This is a genomic window from Neobacillus sp. B4I6 (assembly GCF_050434045.1).
GTDB lineage: Bacteria > Bacillota > Bacilli > Bacillales > Cytobacillaceae > Neobacillus.
The window spans coordinates 4636508-4655815 of record NZ_JBNPWB010000002.1; the positions used below are offsets into that span (position 1 = coordinate 4636508).

At 36.7% G+C, this 19308-nt stretch carries 20 protein-coding genes; 4 read left to right on the forward strand and 16 right to left on the reverse strand.

Features of this window, described 5'->3' with window-relative positions:
- Positions 1-55 precede the first annotated feature (55 nt).
- Together QF028_RS25170 and QF028_RS25175 are read right to left on the reverse strand one after the other, a co-directional pair.
- Positions 56-955, reverse strand: a complete 900-nt coding sequence (locus QF028_RS25170) for a hypothetical protein (RefSeq protein WP_429469967.1) — start codon at positions 953-955, stop codon at positions 56-58.
- 40 nt (positions 956-995) lie between these two features.
- Positions 996-2249 carry a glycosyltransferase family 4 protein gene (locus QF028_RS25175; RefSeq protein ID WP_429469969.1) on the reverse strand — a complete coding sequence of 418 codons (1254 nt, stop codon included), beginning with the start codon at positions 2247-2249 and terminating at the stop codon, positions 996-998.
- Positions 2250-2527: 278 nt separating this feature from the next.
- Between QF028_RS25175 and QF028_RS25180 the strand changes: the two genes are divergently transcribed.
- The gene (locus QF028_RS25180) at positions 2528-2908 is read left to right on the forward strand and encodes a DUF4183 domain-containing protein (protein WP_214997847.1); all 381 of its coding nucleotides are present in this window, start codon (positions 2528-2530) and stop codon (positions 2906-2908) included.
- A 169-nt stretch (positions 2909-3077) separates the two neighbouring features.
- Here the strand turns inward: QF028_RS25180 and QF028_RS25185 are convergent, their stop codons facing one another.
- The 8 genes from QF028_RS25185 to QF028_RS25220 form a co-directional block, all read right to left on the reverse strand.
- Positions 3078-3941 (reverse strand): sulfite exporter TauE/SafE family protein, encoded by an 864-nt coding sequence (locus QF028_RS25185; protein WP_429469972.1) that lies wholly within the window; start codon positions 3939-3941, stop codon positions 3078-3080.
- A gap of 21 nt (positions 3942-3962) precedes the next feature.
- Positions 3963-5102, reverse strand: a complete 1140-nt coding sequence (gene sat / locus QF028_RS25190) for a sulfate adenylyltransferase (RefSeq protein ID WP_429469974.1) — start codon at positions 5100-5102, stop codon at positions 3963-3965.
- Between the two features lie 21 nt (positions 5103-5123).
- Positions 5124-6350, reverse strand: a complete 1227-nt coding sequence (locus QF028_RS25195) for a glycosyltransferase family 4 protein (protein ID WP_429469976.1) — start codon at positions 6348-6350, stop codon at positions 5124-5126.
- Between the two features lie 113 nt (positions 6351-6463).
- Complete coding sequence (locus QF028_RS25200; protein WP_429469978.1) at positions 6464-7693, reverse strand: glycosyltransferase family 4 protein; 1230 nt, start codon at positions 7691-7693, stop codon at positions 6464-6466.
- Positions 7690-7848 carry a hypothetical protein gene (locus QF028_RS25205; RefSeq protein WP_429469980.1) on the reverse strand — a complete coding sequence of 53 codons (159 nt, stop codon included), beginning with the start codon at positions 7846-7848 and terminating at the stop codon, positions 7690-7692. The genes QF028_RS25200 and QF028_RS25205 overlap by 4 nt, the downstream gene beginning before the upstream one ends.
- Positions 7849-7894: 46 nt before the next feature.
- Complete coding sequence (locus QF028_RS25210) at positions 7895-8866, reverse strand: hypothetical protein (protein WP_429469982.1); 972 nt, start codon at positions 8864-8866, stop codon at positions 7895-7897.
- Between the two features lie 87 nt (positions 8867-8953).
- Positions 8954-9667 carry a glycosyltransferase gene (locus QF028_RS25215; RefSeq protein ID WP_429469984.1) on the reverse strand — a complete coding sequence of 238 codons (714 nt, stop codon included), beginning with the start codon at positions 9665-9667 and terminating at the stop codon, positions 8954-8956.
- 218 nt (positions 9668-9885) lie between these two features.
- Positions 9886-10329 carry a hypothetical protein gene (locus tag QF028_RS25220; protein ID WP_429472533.1) on the reverse strand — a complete coding sequence of 148 codons (444 nt, stop codon included), beginning with the start codon at positions 10327-10329 and terminating at the stop codon, positions 9886-9888.
- Between the two features lie 177 nt (positions 10330-10506).
- Between QF028_RS25220 and QF028_RS25225 the strand changes: the two genes are divergently transcribed.
- Complete coding sequence (locus QF028_RS25225; RefSeq protein ID WP_429469986.1) at positions 10507-11589, forward strand: glycosyltransferase family 4 protein; 1083 nt, start codon at positions 10507-10509, stop codon at positions 11587-11589.
- Positions 11590-11733: 144 nt separating this feature from the next.
- Here the strand turns inward: QF028_RS25225 and QF028_RS25230 are convergent, their stop codons facing one another.
- Genes QF028_RS25230 through wecB form a run of 3 tightly spaced genes read right to left on the reverse strand, consistent with a single transcriptional unit; the run spans position 11734 to position 14638 of the window.
- Positions 11734-12567: a dTDP-4-dehydrorhamnose reductase family protein gene (locus QF028_RS25230; protein WP_429469988.1), complete on the reverse strand. Its 834-nt coding sequence runs from the start codon at positions 12565-12567 to the stop codon at positions 11734-11736.
- Complete coding sequence (locus QF028_RS25235; RefSeq protein ID WP_429469990.1) at positions 12568-13554, reverse strand: SDR family NAD(P)-dependent oxidoreductase; 987 nt, start codon at positions 13552-13554, stop codon at positions 12568-12570.
- Positions 13547-14638, reverse strand: coding sequence for a non-hydrolyzing UDP-N-acetylglucosamine 2-epimerase (wecB, locus tag QF028_RS25240; protein WP_429472535.1), 1092 nt, complete (start codon positions 14636-14638; stop codon positions 13547-13549). Before wecB ends, QF028_RS25235 begins: the two co-directional genes overlap by 8 nt.
- Before the next feature lie 253 nt (positions 14639-14891).
- On the opposite strand from wecB, the gene QF028_RS25245 reads away from it, so the two are divergent.
- Positions 14892-16112: a glycosyltransferase family 4 protein gene (locus QF028_RS25245; protein WP_429469992.1), complete on the forward strand. Its 1221-nt coding sequence runs from the start codon at positions 14892-14894 to the stop codon at positions 16110-16112.
- A 179-nt stretch (positions 16113-16291) separates the two neighbouring features.
- On the opposite strand, the gene QF028_RS25250 is transcribed toward QF028_RS25245, so the two are convergent.
- Entirely contained in the window at positions 16292-16633 is a 342-nt protein-coding gene (locus QF028_RS25250) for a DUF4183 domain-containing protein (protein ID WP_429469994.1), read from the reverse strand.
- A gap of 262 nt (positions 16634-16895) precedes the next feature.
- Here QF028_RS25250 and QF028_RS25255 point away from each other — a divergent pair, with 262 nt between their 5' ends.
- A complete protein-coding gene (locus QF028_RS25255) occupies positions 16896-17108 on the forward strand; it encodes a DUF4183 domain-containing protein (RefSeq protein ID WP_429469996.1) in 213 nt (70 codons plus the stop codon).
- 155 nt (positions 17109-17263) lie between these two features.
- Here the strand turns inward: QF028_RS25255 and QF028_RS25260 are convergent, their stop codons facing one another.
- Together QF028_RS25260 and QF028_RS25265 are read right to left on the reverse strand one after the other, a co-directional pair.
- Positions 17264-17404, reverse strand: coding sequence for a hypothetical protein (locus QF028_RS25260; protein WP_429469998.1), 141 nt, complete (start codon positions 17402-17404; stop codon positions 17264-17266).
- A 287-nt stretch (positions 17405-17691) separates the two neighbouring features.
- Positions 17692-18948: an exosporium glycoprotein BclB-related protein gene (locus QF028_RS25265; RefSeq protein WP_429470000.1), complete on the reverse strand. Its 1257-nt coding sequence runs from the start codon at positions 18946-18948 to the stop codon at positions 17692-17694.
- Positions 18949-19308 lie beyond the last annotated feature (360 nt).

Below are 19308 nucleotides of genomic sequence, written 5' to 3' on the forward strand. Positions count from 1 at the left end.
AATTTAATATAAAAAATATAAGACCGTTATCACTTTATAGTGATAACGGACCTTTTTAAGGATTAAATTTTTTCGTGTTTTGATTAATATGTTTTCTAATAAATTTTCTACTTGTTATCTCCATAATTAATGGGTTAGGAAGTCGATAATCATCAGGTACGGTATCTTTAATTTGCTGAAGGACCTGATGATCAACTACGACTTCTGGATTGAATACTTTTGATTCAAACAAAGAATTATATTGGTCGGCTTTCATGGGCTCAAAGATTTGTAGGGTCTTTGGATTAGGTAACTTAAAATCTTCAGTCAAGACTCCCTTAATTGGTTCCCAAACTTTAGAATCCACAAATATATTTGGTGTAGGAGTATTTGTGGAAAATAATAAATGATACAAATCACTGTTCATTGGTTTGAACGTCATCTCCGCAAATGGGTTGGGAAGTAAATATTTTTCAGGCACAGAATGTTTAATGGTTTTCCAAACCTCTGAATCCACGAATATTTCAGGTGATTTTATAGGTGTTGAAAACATCGAAGAATAGGAATCGGCTTCCATGGATTTATAGGTTCTCTCAATAAAAGGATTTGGCAGTATATAGTTATCAGGAGTAGTATTTACAATAGATTCCCATATTTGAGGATCTACAAATACTTTAGGAGAAGGTACCATTGTGTGAAAAAGGGAATGATAAACATCGCCTTTAAATTTTTTAAAGGCATTCAATGTGTCTGGATTAGGGAAAACTAATTCTTGGGGAACCGAATCGATAATTTTTTCCCATTCTAGGCTGGAAACAAAAACATTTGGACTTGAGACTGGGATAGAAAACAAAGAATTATATTCATCCGAATTTATTAAAAATATTTTGGAGTTATCATCGAAAGGCTGACTAAATTGCACCGTTTTTTGGGTTCTTGACCAAGTTTTTTGAGACTTTGACCAGATTTTTTTCAACCAAATCTTACAATTGGAGAAACAAACGAGTAGATATTGATTAATTAATAGGTTCAGATGCTCCATTACTCTCGTCCTTCCCACGTTTGGAAATCGCACTCTTATAAATTTCGATTAAATGTTTAACTCCTTTATCTAAAGACCAATGAGTCATACCCCATTTTTTGGCGTTGGCCCCAAGTCTATTTCGATATTTTTCATCTCCAAGCAACAAATTCATTTTTTTGCAAAGGATTTTAATATCTCCTGCAGGAGTAATCAACCCTGTAACTCCATCCTCAACAATTTCTGGCAATCCACCTACATCATTAACAATTATGGCTTTACCAGCAATTTGGGCTTCTATTACAGATAAAGGCTGATTTTCTAGGAGACTAGGCAGAACAAAGATATCTGATTTTGCTAACAAGGATGGAATATCATCTCTTTTTCCAAAAAACAAAATGTCATCTTCCAAACCAAGGTTTTTACTTTGTACTTTTAATTCAGCTTGTTTATCGCCGTTACCAACAATCCAGCATACCCAGTCTTTACGTATTTTTTTTAATTCACCTAAAGCAGATATTAAATGATCGACCCCTTTTAGTTCTACCAACCTGCCCGAATAAATAATTACTTTTTTGTCCTTCGGACGTATTATGGATGATTTTTGCTTCGACCGTTTAATAAAATTCTCAGTATCAAAACCATAATGCAGTACTTTAATTTGTTCATTTGGAACCTGGAATTCATTTGTTAATATATTTTTTAGCCACTCATTTGCAACAATGGTGACTTCTGCAGATGTAGCTCCTAGCCGCTCTAGCTCATCATAATATACTCTAGCCATATACGATGTATTTGATTTATGAATTGTATTCAATTGATACCTTATTTCATGAGCTACAGAACCATGAAGAGTAGCAACCAGAGCGGATTTTTCAGGCCTAACCCTATCTATGGAGGCAGTTGAGATTACGTCATGTGTATGAATCACATCATATTTTTCCAGCCCTAAATAGGCAGCGCTTAACTCATAGACGTATCGGTGAAATTCAGTATATTTTACTAAATCATTTGCATAAATTGCGGGGTAGGTTTTTTCGTTTAGTTTTGCATTTAATAATGGGAGAAGCTTATCGCTATCTACTTTTCGGTTTTCATTTACAATGTAAACAGAAATATTATCCTCATCATAACCAAGCATATCAACCTCATGACCCAATGATTCAAGCTTTTTCCTAAGTTGAACCATATAACTCCATACTCCTCCTACATGTGGAATAGGCCAATAGGTTGCAAGCAGTATTTTCATTTACATCTCTCCTATATCTATTGATATATCATAACAATATGGGAAGATACTCAATATGGTATAGGCCGTTAACTTAGTTTAGTTTTATATTATATATTTTTTATTTAAACGACTCATAAAAACGATGTCCCTTTTTAATAATCCATTATTTTTATTTCAAAGGGAATAAGTGCAAAATGGGCATATGTATTAACTTAATAAAATTCAACTCGTCTATCTATATCTCATTTTATATATTTTACATATGTTGTATTGAAATATTATAAGGAGGAAATATAATGGGCCTAAAAATTATTAAGCTTGCCGTTACATCTGATACTAAAATTGCTATATCCCCCACAGTTACACGTTTTTTTTATGAAGTGCTTGAGCCTTTGTCACAAATAACCACTTTGAGAATCGATGCTGCTGGTTTTTTAGATGACTCTGGTCATAATGTTGATTCATTACCGTCCTTAAATCTAAATAATAGCTATTTTAATGTTTATATCAATGGTGTTTTGCAAATGGACGATAATTTCGCTTATACAGCTGGCGAAGAAGGTATTGGGAACCTTCTCATTTCAATTCCAGATGGTTCGGAGATTGCTGCAGGAACTCCTATCATTTTAGAAGTTATAAACTTTAACCCCTCCCTTAAGACCACTTTTGAGACATAACTTTTCACAAGATGACATTAAATAAATAAATAAATGAATAGGAAATAAAGGCTACTAAAAAAAGCGTTATAAACACCTTTTGAGTTAGCCTTATTTTTTTCAAAAATATTAGACTATTAAAGTATTTTCCTACTGGTCTTCTGCGTTAGACTTTACCATGATCAGTTATTTATGAAGTTCTTTTGTTATTTCGCACTGTATAGATAATGGCTGATGTCCAACAAATTAATATTAAAGAGTAAATAATAATCATCCAAACTTTCATTATTGAAAATGCATTAACTAAAGCATGAACATTGGTCAGTATAATAAACCCTCCGACAATGACTCCTAATAAATACGAAGGTAATTTTCTTACTAGCCATGCAGCAATGGGTGCTGCAATGACTCCTCCTAACATAAGCGTTACTACCCAAAACCAGTCAACTTCATCCCAACCTATTGAAATGAGAAAGCCTAAAGTGGCTGAAACAGAAACGGCAAACTCACTTGTATCCACAGTACCAATAACTTTCCTAGCTGAAATCCCATTTCTAGATAACAGAATTGGAGTTGTGATTGGTCCCCAACCGCCACCGCCAGTGGCATCTGCAAACCCGGCAACCAACCCTAAGGAAATCGATTGTGTATGGGAAAGGGAAATTGATCTATCCTCGCCAGTATAATTGAACTTAAACATAAAGCGGAAAAGGACATAACCTCCAAGAAATAATAAAAACAAAGAGATATATGGTTTTATTATTTCCCCTGGCAGGTTGCTTAAAAAACAAGCCCCAGCAAATGCACCAATAGAACCTGGTATTATCAATTTAAATACCGTCCGGCGATCAACATTACCAAATTTTATATGGGAAATGCCAGAGGCTGCAGTTGTTACTACTTCTGCCAAGTGTACAGATGAAGATGCAACTACTGGGGTTACTCCAAAGGCTAACAACAATGAAGTTGAAGTAACCCCATAAGCCATTCCTAAAGATCCATCTATAAGCTGCGCTATGAAGCCGATAAAAGCGAAAATTATGAGTTTTTTCAATTTCATCCTCCTCTCAAAGTGTCAAATCCCTTTTTGTAAACCTCTTATCAATACCTCGATAACCTCTCTTCGGCTAAATGTGCTTGGTGGAAATTCACCATTTCTTAACAACTCTCTTACCGCAGTCCCTGACAGTATGTCGTGATCTTCTGAGGGATGTGGACATGTCTTGGTAGAAGCCATACCTTCACATTTTTTGCAGTAAAAGCTATGCTCGAAGAAGAGAGGGGTGATACCGAGCTCTTCATTTTCAAAGTTACTAAAAATTTTTTGGGCTTCATATGTTCCGTAATATCTTCCCACCCCTGCATGGTCACGGCCAACAATAAAATGGGTACAACCGAAATTCTTGCGTACTAGCGCATGAAAAATCGCTTCACGAGGACCAGCGTATCGCATTGCAGCTGGAAACACTGACAGAAATACCCTGTTTTGAGGGTAATATTTTTCTAATAAAACTTCATAACTTTCCATTCGAATATCGGCAGGAATGTCATCTGCCTTCGTTTCACCAACAAGAGGATTTAAAAAAAGTCCATCGACCGTTTCGAGCGCTGATTTTTGAATGTATTCATGTGCTCTGTGAACGGGATTTCTTGTTTGAAATCCAACTATGGTATTCCATCCATGTTCCTTGAACTTATTTCTTGTTTCTGCAGGATCTAGATGATAAGAAGCGAATTTTCCCTTTTCAGTTTTCCTCACAAGCCGGATTTGACCAGCCGCATAAACAGTAGGTCGTTCAAATAGTTTTTTAACACCTGGATGAGCAGGGTCGCTCGTCCTATAAACTTGCTGAGCTTCTTTCTTCTTGTCAGGAATAAATAATTGTTCCAGTTTTAACGCGCCATATACAGCCTGATCTTTCACCAATTTTACCCATTCACCTACAATTAGCTTCTCTGCTTTCTCATTGCTTACAGGCAGGGTAATGGGGATGCTCCAAACGGTACCATCAGCCAGGCGCATATCGTTTACAACTGAGTTATAATCTTTTTCATTTAAAAAACCAGTTAGCGGACTGTAGGCTCCACTTCCGATTAGTTCTAGATCACTTAAAGCCATATTATCCATTTCAATTTCTTGTTTAATAGAATCATGATCAAAAGTTGGATTGAATAACTGTACCAATGTTCCCCCATGTGGAGCAATTTGGCTCATGTATAGCCCTCCAATCATAGTTTATTTATGGTCATTTGATGAAATAGCGAGCGTATACAAAGCAAGGAAATTTTTCACCATTTTATCGATTGACCATCGATCTTTTGCCCATTCCTTCGCGCGGTTTGCAAACTGTGTCCTAATGTCGGGATTGTCGAGAAGATAATTAATGTGCAAGTATAGTTGATGGCTGTTTCCTGCCGCTGCCACTAATCCATTTTCCCCGTTTATAACCATTTCAGGCAGCCCTGCTGCATTGCTGACGATTACCGGAACTCCACTAAGTTGTGCTTCCATGACAGAATGCGGCTGAGTATCCTGCAAGCCAGGGAGTACAAAAATATCAGATTTGTTAAGAAAATGCGATATGTCATCTGTTAGGCCTAAGAACTTGACTACATTTTCTAGACCCAATCTTTGACATTGGCATTGCAGTTCACCGTTTAAATCTCCTTCACCAAGTATCCAGCACTCCCAATCATTTCTATCCGCCTTTAACAACGCAAGGGCATCAATAAGGTGGTGTATACCTTTTAAATAAACAAGTCGTCCCATAAAAAGAATAACTTTCTTATCTTGTGCAGGTACCTTTGTTGAAGATGGCTGTAAAAATCCTTCCACATCCATACCATATGGAAATGTAAACAGTTTATCAGGGGAAACTGAAAATTCGTTAATTGCATTATTACGCATCCAGTTTGATTGAGTATGGATAAAGTCACTTGACTGGTACCCTAGAAATTCCAGCGTTTTATGGTAATGGTACTCAAACGAGTCTAGAAGCTGATCCTCTGTTTTATGGGGATACAAGGTCTTTAGAACATAGAAAACTTCCCTTGATAGAAAGCCATGGGCACTGGTTACTAAAGGAGTATTTTTGGGCTTAACTCTACTAATCGCTCGTGCAGCAATTACATCCTGTGCATGAATGATGTCATATTGGTCAAGTCCATAATACAACGAAGATAATTCCAAGCTGTACCTGTAAACCTCAGTGTGAAAAATCCAGTAGTTTGAATGTAATGTAGGAAATGTTATAGTGAGGTGTTCATTAATATAGGAAGATAATTGTGAGATTGAGATTTCTGGTTGCTGGCCTATTATGCGGTATTTGGTCGTGTCAGGAGTATGGCTAAGTATATCAACTGTATGCCCTAAACGCTCTAAACGATCTTTTAGACGTGATACAAATGTCCAAATCCCCCCTGGATAAGGAAGCGGATAATAAGACACGAGTAAGATTTTCATCTGCAGCCTTCTTTCAACAATATTGTCATCGAAACTTTCTCTGTTGGAAGGGACCTGTTAAATAACTAACACTCCATTGTAAGAAATGTCTCTGTATAATTTATGGGATACCATTAGTTACTTGATGAAATCGCGTGCTTATACAAAGCAACGAAATTGTTCACCATTTTATCGATTGACCATCTGTCCTTTGCCCATTCCTTCGCGGAGTTTGCAAACTGTGTCCTGATGTCGGGATTGTCGAGAAGATAATTAATGTGCAAGTAAAGTTGATGGCTGTTTCCTGCTGAAGCCACTAATCCATTTTCACCGTTTATAACCATTTCAGGCAGTCCTGCTGCATCGCTGACAATTACCGGAACACCGCTAAGCTGTGCTTCCATAACTGAATGCGGCTGAGTATCCTGCAGGCCTGGAAGAACAAAAATATCTGCTTGTCTAAGAAAATGCGGGACATTATCCGATACTCCTAAAAACTTGACATCGCCCTCAAGGCCCATGTTAATACATTGTGCCTGTAACTCATTCTGTAACAATCCTTCACCAAGAATCCAGCACTCCCAATCACTTCTGTGAAGTTTTAAAATAGAAAGCGACTCAATAAGATGCTGTAGTCCTTTAAGGTAAACCAGGCGGCCTGTAAAAAGGATTACCTTTTTATTAGGTGGACGGCTAATGGACGTTTCACCTTCTGAACGTTTAAAATAGCCTTCAATATCCATTCCGTATGGAAAAGTAAACAGCTTGTCAGCTGAAACGGAAAATTCATTTATAATTTTTTCACGCATCCAGTTTGATTGAGTATGGATATAATCACTACAATGGTAACCCGAATATTCTAAAGCTTTATGATACTCATACTCAAACCTGTCTTTAATTTGATTATCGGTTAAATAGCGGTTCCCCGTTTTTAAATGGTAGAATATTGCCCCTGAGAGGTTGCCGTGTGCACTGGTAACTAAAGGAATATGCCTTGGTTTTACCCTGCTAATGGCACGTGCCGCGATGACATCCTGTGCATGGATAATGTCGTATTGGTCAAGTCCGTAATACAAGGATGATAATTCCAGGCTGTAACGATATAACTCAGTATGGTAAATCCAATAGTTGGAGTGTAATGTAGGGAAAGTTTCCGTTAATTTTTCATTAATATAAGGAGAAAGCTGGGAGATTTCTACTTCTGGCTGACGTCCAATGATGCGATACTTGGTGGCTTCAGGGTTGTGACTGAGTACATCTACGGTATGTCCTAACTGTTCAAGCCGATTTTTTAATTGCGATACAAACCTCCAAATCCCGCCAAGTGCAGGAAGTGGATAGTAAGAAGCCAGTAAGACTTTCATTTTATTAACCCCTCATTTGGGGGATAAAACTTTTTGATCGTTTCTGCTAGTTGTGGATCAGGAATAGTAAGCTCCAATGCCGAACTTTCCTTTAAATGTTTCCAAAGGTCAAAATCATTTACGGATAAATTCGCTGGTTGCTGCTGTTCTGTCATTTTAGCCACCCTTTCAGTAAAATAAGTTTGTATATTTTATTATTGATCATTCATTGACGCCGTGAATGGAGTAAATAGCATTCATATCATAATCCTCAAGTTGCTGTTCCCATAGTAATTTTTCATTTTTTAAATCATAACAAGCAATTCTGGTCGGAAGAACTCCGTACTCACCTTCCCAAAAGACTTTCCCGTCAGGTGCAGTTTTTCTCACCGGCCGTATTCTTGTAAAGCCGACAACCACTTTATCAGAATTCAACACTTTAATTCCTCTGCACCAGCCTAGTGGATTATTTGTATTTGTCATATTGTTTAAGTTATACGTTTGTTTGGCTTCATGATTTTGAAGGTCAACTTTAACGACATGTCCATCAACCTGGGTAAAGTAAAGGGAATCCTCGAAGACAACGCCATCATGTACCAGCGCCCGTCCAATATCGATGCGCTTACTGGAGTTAGTTAAGCATATCGCATCCTTTTGTAAACAGCGGGTGACCCAAATATCATCATTCATTTTAAATACATAATTTGGGTGTGATTGATGAGGTTTTGTAGATGCTACTTTACGATAATCAATGTTACGAGAGAATCGCTCCCAGGTATTTCCTCCTAATACATTCCACTCGTTTAAAATTTCTCCTGTAAAAGATACTTCAAGAACCGTATCTAAGCCGGTAATGACAACCAATAAATTCCCTTCTGCAGTCGGACAGACATGATGAATATCATTAAAGCAAGATAGCGAGAGGTAATGGACTTGTTTAAAATCAGGAAGGGAGTATACCAAAATTTCTGTTTGCGTCCCCACATATAAGAGATTGTTATGAATCGTTCCAGCTGAAAATAAGATAGAAGGGTTTTCTTCCGTGCAAACTTCTGAGGGAGATATATATTCTAAACATTTTTCAGCCATGTTGTTTACTGGACAAACCTTTAAGATTAACCCTTTTTTGTATTGTTCCCAGTCTTTTAGGACCTTGTTCTTTTGTTCGGCTCCAACAATATAGAATTTTTCCAAACCTCTCACCTTTTTCTATTCGTCTTTTTTACGTATTTATTCGCTTTATAGAAAGTAACTCATTTACACAAAGAATGGTGCTTTATCTTATAAATTATCATTGATGTACTCTCTGAGGAGGGGACGATATTTGTTGTTAAGGATAGATATTTCTTCTTTTATTTGTGGTTGATATTTTTTTGTTCCAGCCTCTTCATGTGATCTGAATTTAAGAAGAACTTCATCTAAATAGTGGATTGGATATCCGTTTAAAAACATCCGAAACCACATATCATAATCATGTGTATAACGCATGTCGGGATTGAAATAGCCAATGTGATCAAATATATCTTTCTTTATGACCACACTACAGCCATTTACAGGGTTCAATCTGAGGAAGGCCTCATAGACCTCCCTTACATTTGAAAAGCGCGGGCATGTCCACGAGATTAGAATATTATTATTTTTGTCAACGTAATCATAATTTGTAAAGCATGCTTTTGCATTGTGTTGTTGAATAAAAGCTATTTGATGAGAAATCTTATCTGGAAGAAAGTAATCATCTGAACTTAACCATGCGATATATTCCCCAGATGCAACACTTATACCTAGATTTAGGGCTGTAGCAGTACCTCCATTTTCCTTCTTAAGATAATAAAATTCCCCTTGAAATGGTTGAAGTTTTTCCGTGTATTTCGTCGAACCATCATCAACAACAATAATTTCGATATTCGGGTACGTTTGATTGAGCGCACTTTGTATGGCCTGATCAACGTAGGAGCAGTTATAAAAAGGGATAATAATCGAAACTTTAGGTTCCATTTCTACCCTCCTAAATACATGTAATAAACTCAAAACTAAGTAAACATAACCAAAGCTACACACATTTTGCCTGCTAAAAGGGGCGTGCTCAACCATTCGATCAACCATGCCCCTAATGAAAAGTAAGTTAAAATATTTTAGACTATTAGATAGTGAACAGAGTTATATAATTTATTTTTGTTACTACGCTTTTGCTTCAATGTCCTAAAAACCCGTAATTATCCTAATGGCTGGTCCGAATAAACGGCAGCATTAAAACTTTCTGGGCCTACACGTACAGTTCCCACTACATTAGCGCTGACAAAAGCTGTATACGCTAGTCGATTATCTAACGGAATAGGCACTCTAAAATCAGAAGCCGTAAAAGAAATAACTTGAGGTCCTATTACAGACAACTCAAGAGCTTCACTAGCAGAATAAATGACTAAATCAGTCGGGGCCAATCCTCTTACAATAGTAACGGTAACAGTGGTTGCAACTGGAAGAAGAGGTAGTTGAACAGTAACTGTTCCATTTAATTGAGTACGAAGCAGCCCGGTTGCACCGTTTGTTAAAAGTACAACTCGTCCAAAAAGTTCTTGTTGTCCAAGTATAATAGGAACCGAAATGGAATTAGCATAGCTTGCGTTTTGTGACGTTCTAGCGTCTATCAATCTAGTGATAAAATCACCCCCTTTCAAAAAGTTTTAATACTCTAACATGATATGAGCAGAAGCTAAAAATGCATGGACATTTGTTTGAAAAGGATAAAAATATATTTTATTTATGTGTAGGTGTCTAAAACCTTGTCTTACTTGAAACATATACATACCATATGCTCGAAGATCAGGAGGAAAAATATGAATATACTTTTTGTTTTTTATGTTCCTAGTGGTGGAGTAGAAACATTGAATCGTCAAAGATGCTCTGCACTTAAGATGATAAACATCAATTGCCACTTTTTGTATTATCGGAAACAGAGGGAGTTAATTAATAATCATGATGCACCAACCTTTATTACAGATGATGACAACGAAATAAAAAAAATAATAGATGAAGGAAACTATACAGCTATTATTATTATTTCAGATTATCGGGCGATAAAAAGATTTAGGGACTTAGGGTACACGGGTAAAATAATTTTAGAAATTCAAGGTTATGGCCCCAAACATGTTGCAAGGTCGGAGCTTCAGAATGCAATACCTTATGTTACTGGCTATGGTAATGGAGTGTTAAATCCAAAAACCCCACATATCGTGGAAATATTTAATGAGTTTTATCCATCCTTTCCAAAGTTCGCCTTTAATAACTGTTTTGATACAAGTCAATTTAGCTACCAATCCCATCCTGTCAGCAATCAACCCATCATTGCTTGGACTGGGAGGATTGAAGATAATAAAAATTGGAGAGAATTTCTACACATCGGCCATCAACTTATTAACCACTATCATCCTAATTTACAATTGTACATGTTCGAAGACCCTACGTTATCAACTGCAAAAGAAAGAGAGGATTTTCACCAATTAATTCAAGGGTTGAATCTTGGAAACAATCTTACAATCCATTCAAATATCCCCCATAAAAAAATGGCTGACTACTTTTCGATTATTGGTGATTCAGGCGGCTTTCTTTGTTCGACCTCTAAAGTAGAAGGTGCTCCGTACGCGATTCTCGAAGCAATGAGCTGCAAATGTCCGATATTAACCACAGATTCTGATGGAGTCAGAAGCTCCATTATTCATAACCAAACTGGCAAGTATTACACCATTGGGAATATTGAAGAAGCAGTTCGAGAGGCTAATGAACTTATGACAAATCAATATTTGCGGGAATATATCCGTGCGACAGCACTTACACATGTAAAACAAGAATTTAGTCCAGAATTATATAGCAGGCATTTTGCCGAAATGTTAACTAGTTTAGGCATAGTCCTTAAAAAGTAAAGTAAATAAGTTTCTCAATTCCTTTTTTAGGACTGGGTATAGGAAATAGTAAATGATGTAGTTAATCCTTTAAAACAAATGAACCGGTTTAGTACGGATGATGTAATTCACCCTGCTAAACCGGTTTTTTAATATTGACGGGAATCATTTATTTTTGTGTTCCATCCAATTCTTTAATGCTATTAACATCTGTTTATAATCTGGAATTACATATTTAAAATCGGTTCTAGTGTTTTTAATCGTCCGATCAAGCACGATGGCTTGATCAGGGATGATTTCAACATCATTTTTCCCAAAAACATCCTGAATCAATTTTAATAATGAATACTTTGAAATTTTTTGTTCTGAACCCAACTGATATAAACCTGTAATCTGGTGCTTGATTAATTCTTCTGTTGCCTTAGCTAGTTCAAGAGTTGTTACTCCATTCCATAAAACGTTTTTATACCCTTTTATTTTTCCTGTTTGTTTCATGAACCATAAAAACAATCCAATTCCATCCTCTTTTTTTTCTGGACCAATTATGGAAGTGCGGATTGTCAAGTGCTTATCACTGATAACTTCACCCAATTGTTTAGATTGGGCGTAGACCGAAGTACCATCCGGAAAATCATCCTCTGTATATTCTCCTTTAAATCCCGAAAACACACAGTCTGTACTGATATGAATTAATTTCCCATGGCGGCGCTCAATAAATTTTGCTAATTGATGAGGAAGCAAACTATTTACCTGGAAGGCAAGAAGAGGGTTATTGGCTGCATGATCATTTAAAATACCAACACAATTGATGATGATATCAGGTTTTAACCTTTCAATGGTTTCTTCAACTCTTTTAAAATCAGTGACATCCAAATAAATACTTTTTTTATCATCGGCATCCCTTGAAGTATAGTTTACCTCATATTGTGGTTTGTCCATAAAATATTCAGTCATTATATGTCCGGCCATACCTTGTCCACCAAGTATGAGTATCTTCATTTAAATAAACCCGCCATTAAGTAGCATTTCTTTAATTTTGTCTTTACTTAATAATCCTGTGCTGGAATTATAACTCTCTAAATTAACACGTTTATATCCAGCATAATGCTCCTTTAAACCTTCTATATGAATGGCCGGTAAAATAACATAATACCCCTCATCATAAATGTAAGTCATTTTGCTTTCATACTCTGAAAGAAGTTGTTCATGGATTTTTTCCCCAGGACGTATACCTAATGTTTCAATCTGAACATTTTTCTTATTTGAAGCATCTATTAAGACATGGGCAAGATCGAGAATTTTGCATGCAGGCATCTTCATGACGAAGATTTCTCCGCCAACGCTTTTAAAGGTTGCCTTAAATACAAGTTTTATAGCCTCGTGAATTGTTAAGAAAAAACGAGTCATTTTTACATCTGTAATACCAATCTTTTGCTTCTCATTAATTTGCTTTTTAAACACATGTATCACACTACCACTTGTTCCTAATACATTACCTCCACGTATACATACGAATCTTGTATTGGTATTTCGCAAGTTTGAATGAATAATAAGCTTCTCTCCCATAGCCTTTGAAAGTCCATAGAAATTGGCAGGGTCTGAGGCTTTATCAGTAGAAATATAAATAACTTTCTGGACTTTGCATTCTATAGCTGCATCGATTACATTTTGTGTTCCAGTAACATTCGTTTTCATTGCTTCAGCGGGCTGATCCTCACATACTGGAACATGCTTTAAAGCCGCAAGGTGGAACACATATTTAACATTCTGACATGCCTCAAATAATGCATCCTTATCTTTAATATCGCCAATGATAAAATTCAATTTTGGATTATTGTCAAATTCTTGCTTCATCTTGTATTGATTGGATTCATTCCTTGAAAAAATTCGAATTTCTTTCGGATTGTATGTTAATAGCTGCCTGACTAATTCATGGCCCCATGAACCAGTACCGCCTGTCACCAGTACTATTTGGTTATTAAACAACTTTTATTCCTCCTAGTAATAGTTTAATAATTTTATCTGCCACGTTTTTATAAGCATAACCCTCTGGAAAGGACCATGTGTTAGGCAGATTTACCATAATATGAACACAAGCTACAATTTGATTCGCATTAATACCCGAGAGGATATTGCTTCCACACTCAATCGTTTCAGGTCTTTCAGTGGATTTCCGAATTGTAACCGTTGGAACATGAAACAAACAGCATTCCTCCTGAACAGTACCACTGTCAGTTAATACGCAAAAAGCATTTTTTTCAAGTTTTATAAAGTCAAAGAAACTAAATGGCTCGTGGAATTCCACTAAAGGATGAACTTTTATAGCTGAGCTGCTTTGTATGCGAGATTTAGTACGGGGGTGTAAACTGCATATCACTCTTTTTTTATAGGTTTCTGCTACAAGATTGATTCCTTTAATAATCTCGAGTAAACGATCTTCATGATCCACATTTTCAGCTCGATGGATGGTAACTAAAAAATAACTCCCTTCTTTTAAATTTAATTTCTCAAGGATTTTACTTTGCTCTATTTCGTCCTTGAAATGCTCTAAAACCTCATTAATGGGATTTCCAGATACAATAACCCGATTTCTAGGGATTCCTTCATTGATTAAATTCTCTTTGCTTTGAGGAGTATATGGGAAATTAAAACTCGATATTGTATCAATAATACGACGGTTTTTTTCTTCTGGTACTTCAAGATCGAAACAACGGTTTCCGGCCTCCATATGAAAAACAGGAATTCCCATTCTTTCAGCTAGGATGGAACTTAACCCACTGTTTGTATCACCTAATACTAATACTTTATCAGGCTTTTCTTTTATGAAAATTGTCTCTAAATTTTTATACATGGTTGATAATTGCTGCCCAAGGGACATCTGTTCATCAGACAAAATATAATCGGGGTCTCTAATCCCTAATTGCTGAAAGAATATATCACTTAATGAAGATGTATAATTTTGTCCTGTGTGTACTAAAATATGCTTTTCAGCATACTTATCCAATTTTTTTATAATGAGACTTAAGCGTATAATTTCAGGCCTTGTCCCTAAAATGGTCATGATTTTCATCATCCACCCCCTACATATAATTAGTTCTTACACTATGCCCCTTTTGATAATTACTTTATAGATTATTCATTTATTTTATATTTGCTATAGACATATAAATTAATTAATTTACATCGATATCCATAATCAATATTCCTCTCAAAAAATCCAGGGAGATAAATAAATTATTGTTGTTCAAAAGGACAAGTACCCTATACCAATTTATTCTTCCAAAATACAATATTAGATAGTTATTTTTAAGGGAGATGTGGTAATGAAAGTTTTGCTTGCAACGTACTGGGCTGTTCCACACCTAGGTGGAGTTTGGACCTATATGGTTCAGCTGAAAGAAAAAATGGAGTCTTTAGGACATGAAGTGGATTTACTGGGTTACGGTCATGATAATTCCTATGTACACATGGTAAATAAAGAACGAAGGGTAGAAAAAAGTGAGTGGTTTTCCCTGCTTAGCGACAACGCTGAAAGCTTTATTAGTTTCCATATAAATCCCTTGGTGCAGTATACTGAAACTCAACAAAATTTTTACACGAAAGCCGTTAGCTACTTGGGTTTAGAAAAATACGATATAATCCATACACAAGATGTTATTTCTACAGCAAGTATTAATAGAATCCGCCCCGCACATACAGCATTAGTAGCTACACTTCATGGATGTGTAGCGCATGAGATTAGGCAGCAACTAACTACTATTCATAACTCTCCAACTTCTTACTTGGCAAGGGTATATTTTGATGAACTTGAACATATTGGGGCTACATCCCCAGAGTATACAATCGTTGCGAATAATTGGTTAAAAAATATTTTAACAAATGAGTTTAATGTACCAGATGAACAGCTTAAGCTATCTAACTATGGATACGATACAGAGTCCTTTATTAAACAAATGAAAGAGGAAAATTCCTTTCAAAAACCTAGTGACAAAAAAGTAATCATTTATACTGGAAGACTTGTAGAACTTAAAGGGGTTCAGTTCCTAATATCTGCTCTTTCCAAGCTGAAAGAAATTCGTACTGACTGGGTGTGCTGGATTGTTGGAGAAGGTGATAAACAGGCAGAGTTACAAATTCAAAGCCGTACTTTGGGGTTAGAAGAGAACATTATTTTTCATGGAAAGAGGGATGATGTACCTTTTTTATTAAGTCTTTCTGATATTTTTGTTCTTCCCAGTCTAATCGAAAACCAGCCTCTGGCTGTCATAGAAGCACAAATTGCCGAAAGAGCTATAATAGTTAGTGATACAGGTGGATTGCCTGAAATGGTGGAGCATGGGGTAACAGGTATAGTAACTCCTGCTGGAGATTCAGAGGTCTTATGTAAAAATTTGAATTTATTACTCAGTAACGAAAAGTACAGAAAAATTATAGGATCCAATGCCCAGAAATGGGGAATGAAACATTGGATTCCGGAAGAGGCCGTTGAGAAAGTATTGAATGTATATCAAAGTGCAATCTCTAAAAGGAAAAAGACTAAGTAAATTTATTAACGAAGGAACGCGAGGAATGACCCAAAAGCAGGATCCGATTAGGGAGTCTGCTTTTATAATGACTACAGAAGATTAATTCTTAGTGATTTATAAATTTTCCCCATTCTGTGCTGGAAAAAATACGAGTAGATATTGTTTAATGTCCCTTTTTTAGTCTTAGTTTTTTTTTATTAAAATTTAAACATTTGTAACACAATAGGCGCTCCTTTTGCTGGAATATCATCCGTAAGGAAAGTAATTTTTCCTTCTTCAATTAGATAACATGTTTTGGGCTGTAAAACTCCATTAATAAACAGATTGAGAAATGATACGTTTCTTGGATCCAAGATCTTTTGTTTTCCGTAACCCATTAAGGCATCTTTTTCTGTGTAAACCCTTTTGAAACCATCCGATAGGGCATAAAATTCAATAGTATCTACCTGTTTACGACTAACATAATATTCTTGTCTTTCTATCACTGGAAAGTTTAGAAAAGGAGGGGGATATTGTATTGTAGATTTACGTTTTCTCAAGTCACTTTCCTCCATTCACAAGAAAACGAATGTTATATATAAATTTTAAATATTAATAATTCATTATATTTGAACAAAGGGGAATAAGTGTAAAAAAATGGGTGCATGTATCATATTTATAAAATCAACTCTTCCAACAATATCTCATTTTATATATTTTACATAAGTTGTATTGAAAATTAAAAGGAAAAATTATGGGTCTAAAAATTATGAGGTTATTTCCGACACAGGTTCAAGTACTTCATAAAAAAAACGTGTAACAGTGGGAGATGTTGCAATTTTAGTTTCAGATGTAACGGCAAGCTTAGATGACACTGGTCGTAACGTTGATACAATACCATCATTAAATCTAAATAATAGCTATTTTAACGTTTATATCAATGGTGTTATACAGATGGACGATAATTTCGCTATCCGGCTGGCGAAGAAGGTATTGGAAACCTTCTCATTTCCATTCCAGATGGTTCGGAGATAGCTGCAGGAACTCCTATTATTTTAGAAGTTATTAACTTTAACCCTACCCTTAAGACCACATTTGAGACATGAGGTTTACAGTTGGAAAATAAATAAGGAGAAAATGAAGGCTGACTCAAAAAAAGTGGTTTATAGACCACCTTTTTCAAGTCAGCCTCAGTTTTTATTAAAAAATACAAGATATTGAATTTTTCCATTTAACTTATCAACCAGATTCGAACCTATAAATCCACAACCCACAGTAACTAATACTTTCATTGCTTCCACTTCTTTCTCTTTCATGCTTTGCTTTTTCATTCCTCCTAATGTTATGAAAAAAGAATGATGTTTTTGGGGCTAATGTCTCATTGAATTTAAAGTGCTTGCAAATATTAACTTCATCTAATACCCGACAGAAAAAAGCAGGAATCCCTTAACTGGATCCTGCTTCTTGTAATCCCTCTAATTCATAATAATCTTTGATCTGAAATAGTTGCTCCATTATGAGCTGCACTTTAAGCGAGGTGCTGCAGCCAACCTAATGGTTCCTCCTATTATAGAATTTAGTTTTGTAACAATATTCGAAGATTTTTAACAAAATGAAATTAATCGATTACAATACCTGCGCTTGCAAAACCTACAACAGTAGTGAGAACAGAAACTGCAGTATCTATAGAGAAAACCATTAATAATTTATCCCCTGTAGCAACCGGGAGTGCCGTTGCAGCAGTACCAGTAGAAACATCTAAAAGGTTAATTATTGGTCCTAAAGCTGGGGATAAAAGTACAAAAGCGCCTGATGGGGAAAAGGTATTGCTAGCTGCAGGTGCCGTATATAATTCTGCTCTAACAGTAACAGGTGTACCTATAATTGCTGCCACTGTCGTACTAAAGAATGCAGATATTGATGATACAGTACCGGCACGAGGAGCCACAAATGCGAAGTCAAGAACGCCCCCGATACCAGGACTTAGAGTAATTGTTCCTCCACCTAAAGAAACACCTTCAAAAGAACTTCCAAACCCAATGAGAGCTCCAGTATTAAGTGCTCCACCTAAAACACTAGTCAGTTCAACTGGAGTACCTGATGCAAATGGAATTATAGCACCAGCTCCAGGAGTTCCAGTCGCTCCAGTAGCCCCTGTTGCTCCAGCAGGTCCCGTTGCTCCTGTTGCTCCGGCAGGTCCTGTTGCTCCTGTTGCTCCTGTTGCTCCGTCTGCTCCGGCAGGTCCTGTTGCTCCTGTTGCTCCGGCAGGTCCTGTTGCTCCTGTTGCTCCGGCAGGTCCTGTTGCTCCTGTTGCTCCGTCTGCTCCAGCAGGTCCCGTTGCTCCTGTTACTCCAGCAGGTCCTGTTGCTCCTGTTGCTCCGTCTGCTCCAGTAGGTCCCGTTGCTCCTGTTGCTCCGTCTGCTCCAGCAGGTCCCGTTGCTCCTGTTGCTCCGTCTGCTCCAGCAGGTCCCGTTGCTCCTGTTGCTCCGTCTGCTCCAGCAGGTCCCGTTGCTCCTGTTGCTCCGTTTACTCCAGCAGGTCCCGTTGCTCCTGTTGCTCCAGCAGGTCCTGTTGCTCCTGTTGCTCCGTCTGCTCCAGCAGGTCCCGTTGCTCCTGTTGCTCCAGCGGCACCGGCAGGTCCCGTTGCTCCTGTTGCTCCGGCGGCTCCGGCAGGTCCCGTTGCTCCTGTTGCTCCGGCAGGTCCCGTTCCTATATGTCCACCAGGTGCATATACCTTGACTTCGACTTTTTGCTCTACCTTTGATTTTTGTTTAGATTTGCACTGACATTTCTCGTGCCCACAATCTTTACATTTTTTTTGATCGCATTGACAATTTTTATGCCCGCAATCTTTACATTTTTTATTATTACCCAATTTTTTCACCTCCTTTAATCAGAGTTAAGATATTATATGATGGGGAATTCACTTGGAATGGACGAGTTCCATAAATTTTTTAAATTTTATTCAATATTTTATTTTTTTAATAACACTCAGTATCATCTTAATAGGAAAATAAGAATGGGCCGATAAAAAGCCTAAATTAAAGATCACCCCAGACACAATTTCTTATGAGATATGTTTTCAATTCAGTCACCTTTAAATACTCCGGAAAACATGTACATTATCTATTCGGATGAAGATTCCTATGCTACAACTACATATTCCGAAGATAAAAAAAATCTCCCTATACAGGAGATTTAATAATTATTACGTTATTAATTATAAAAGTTCCTT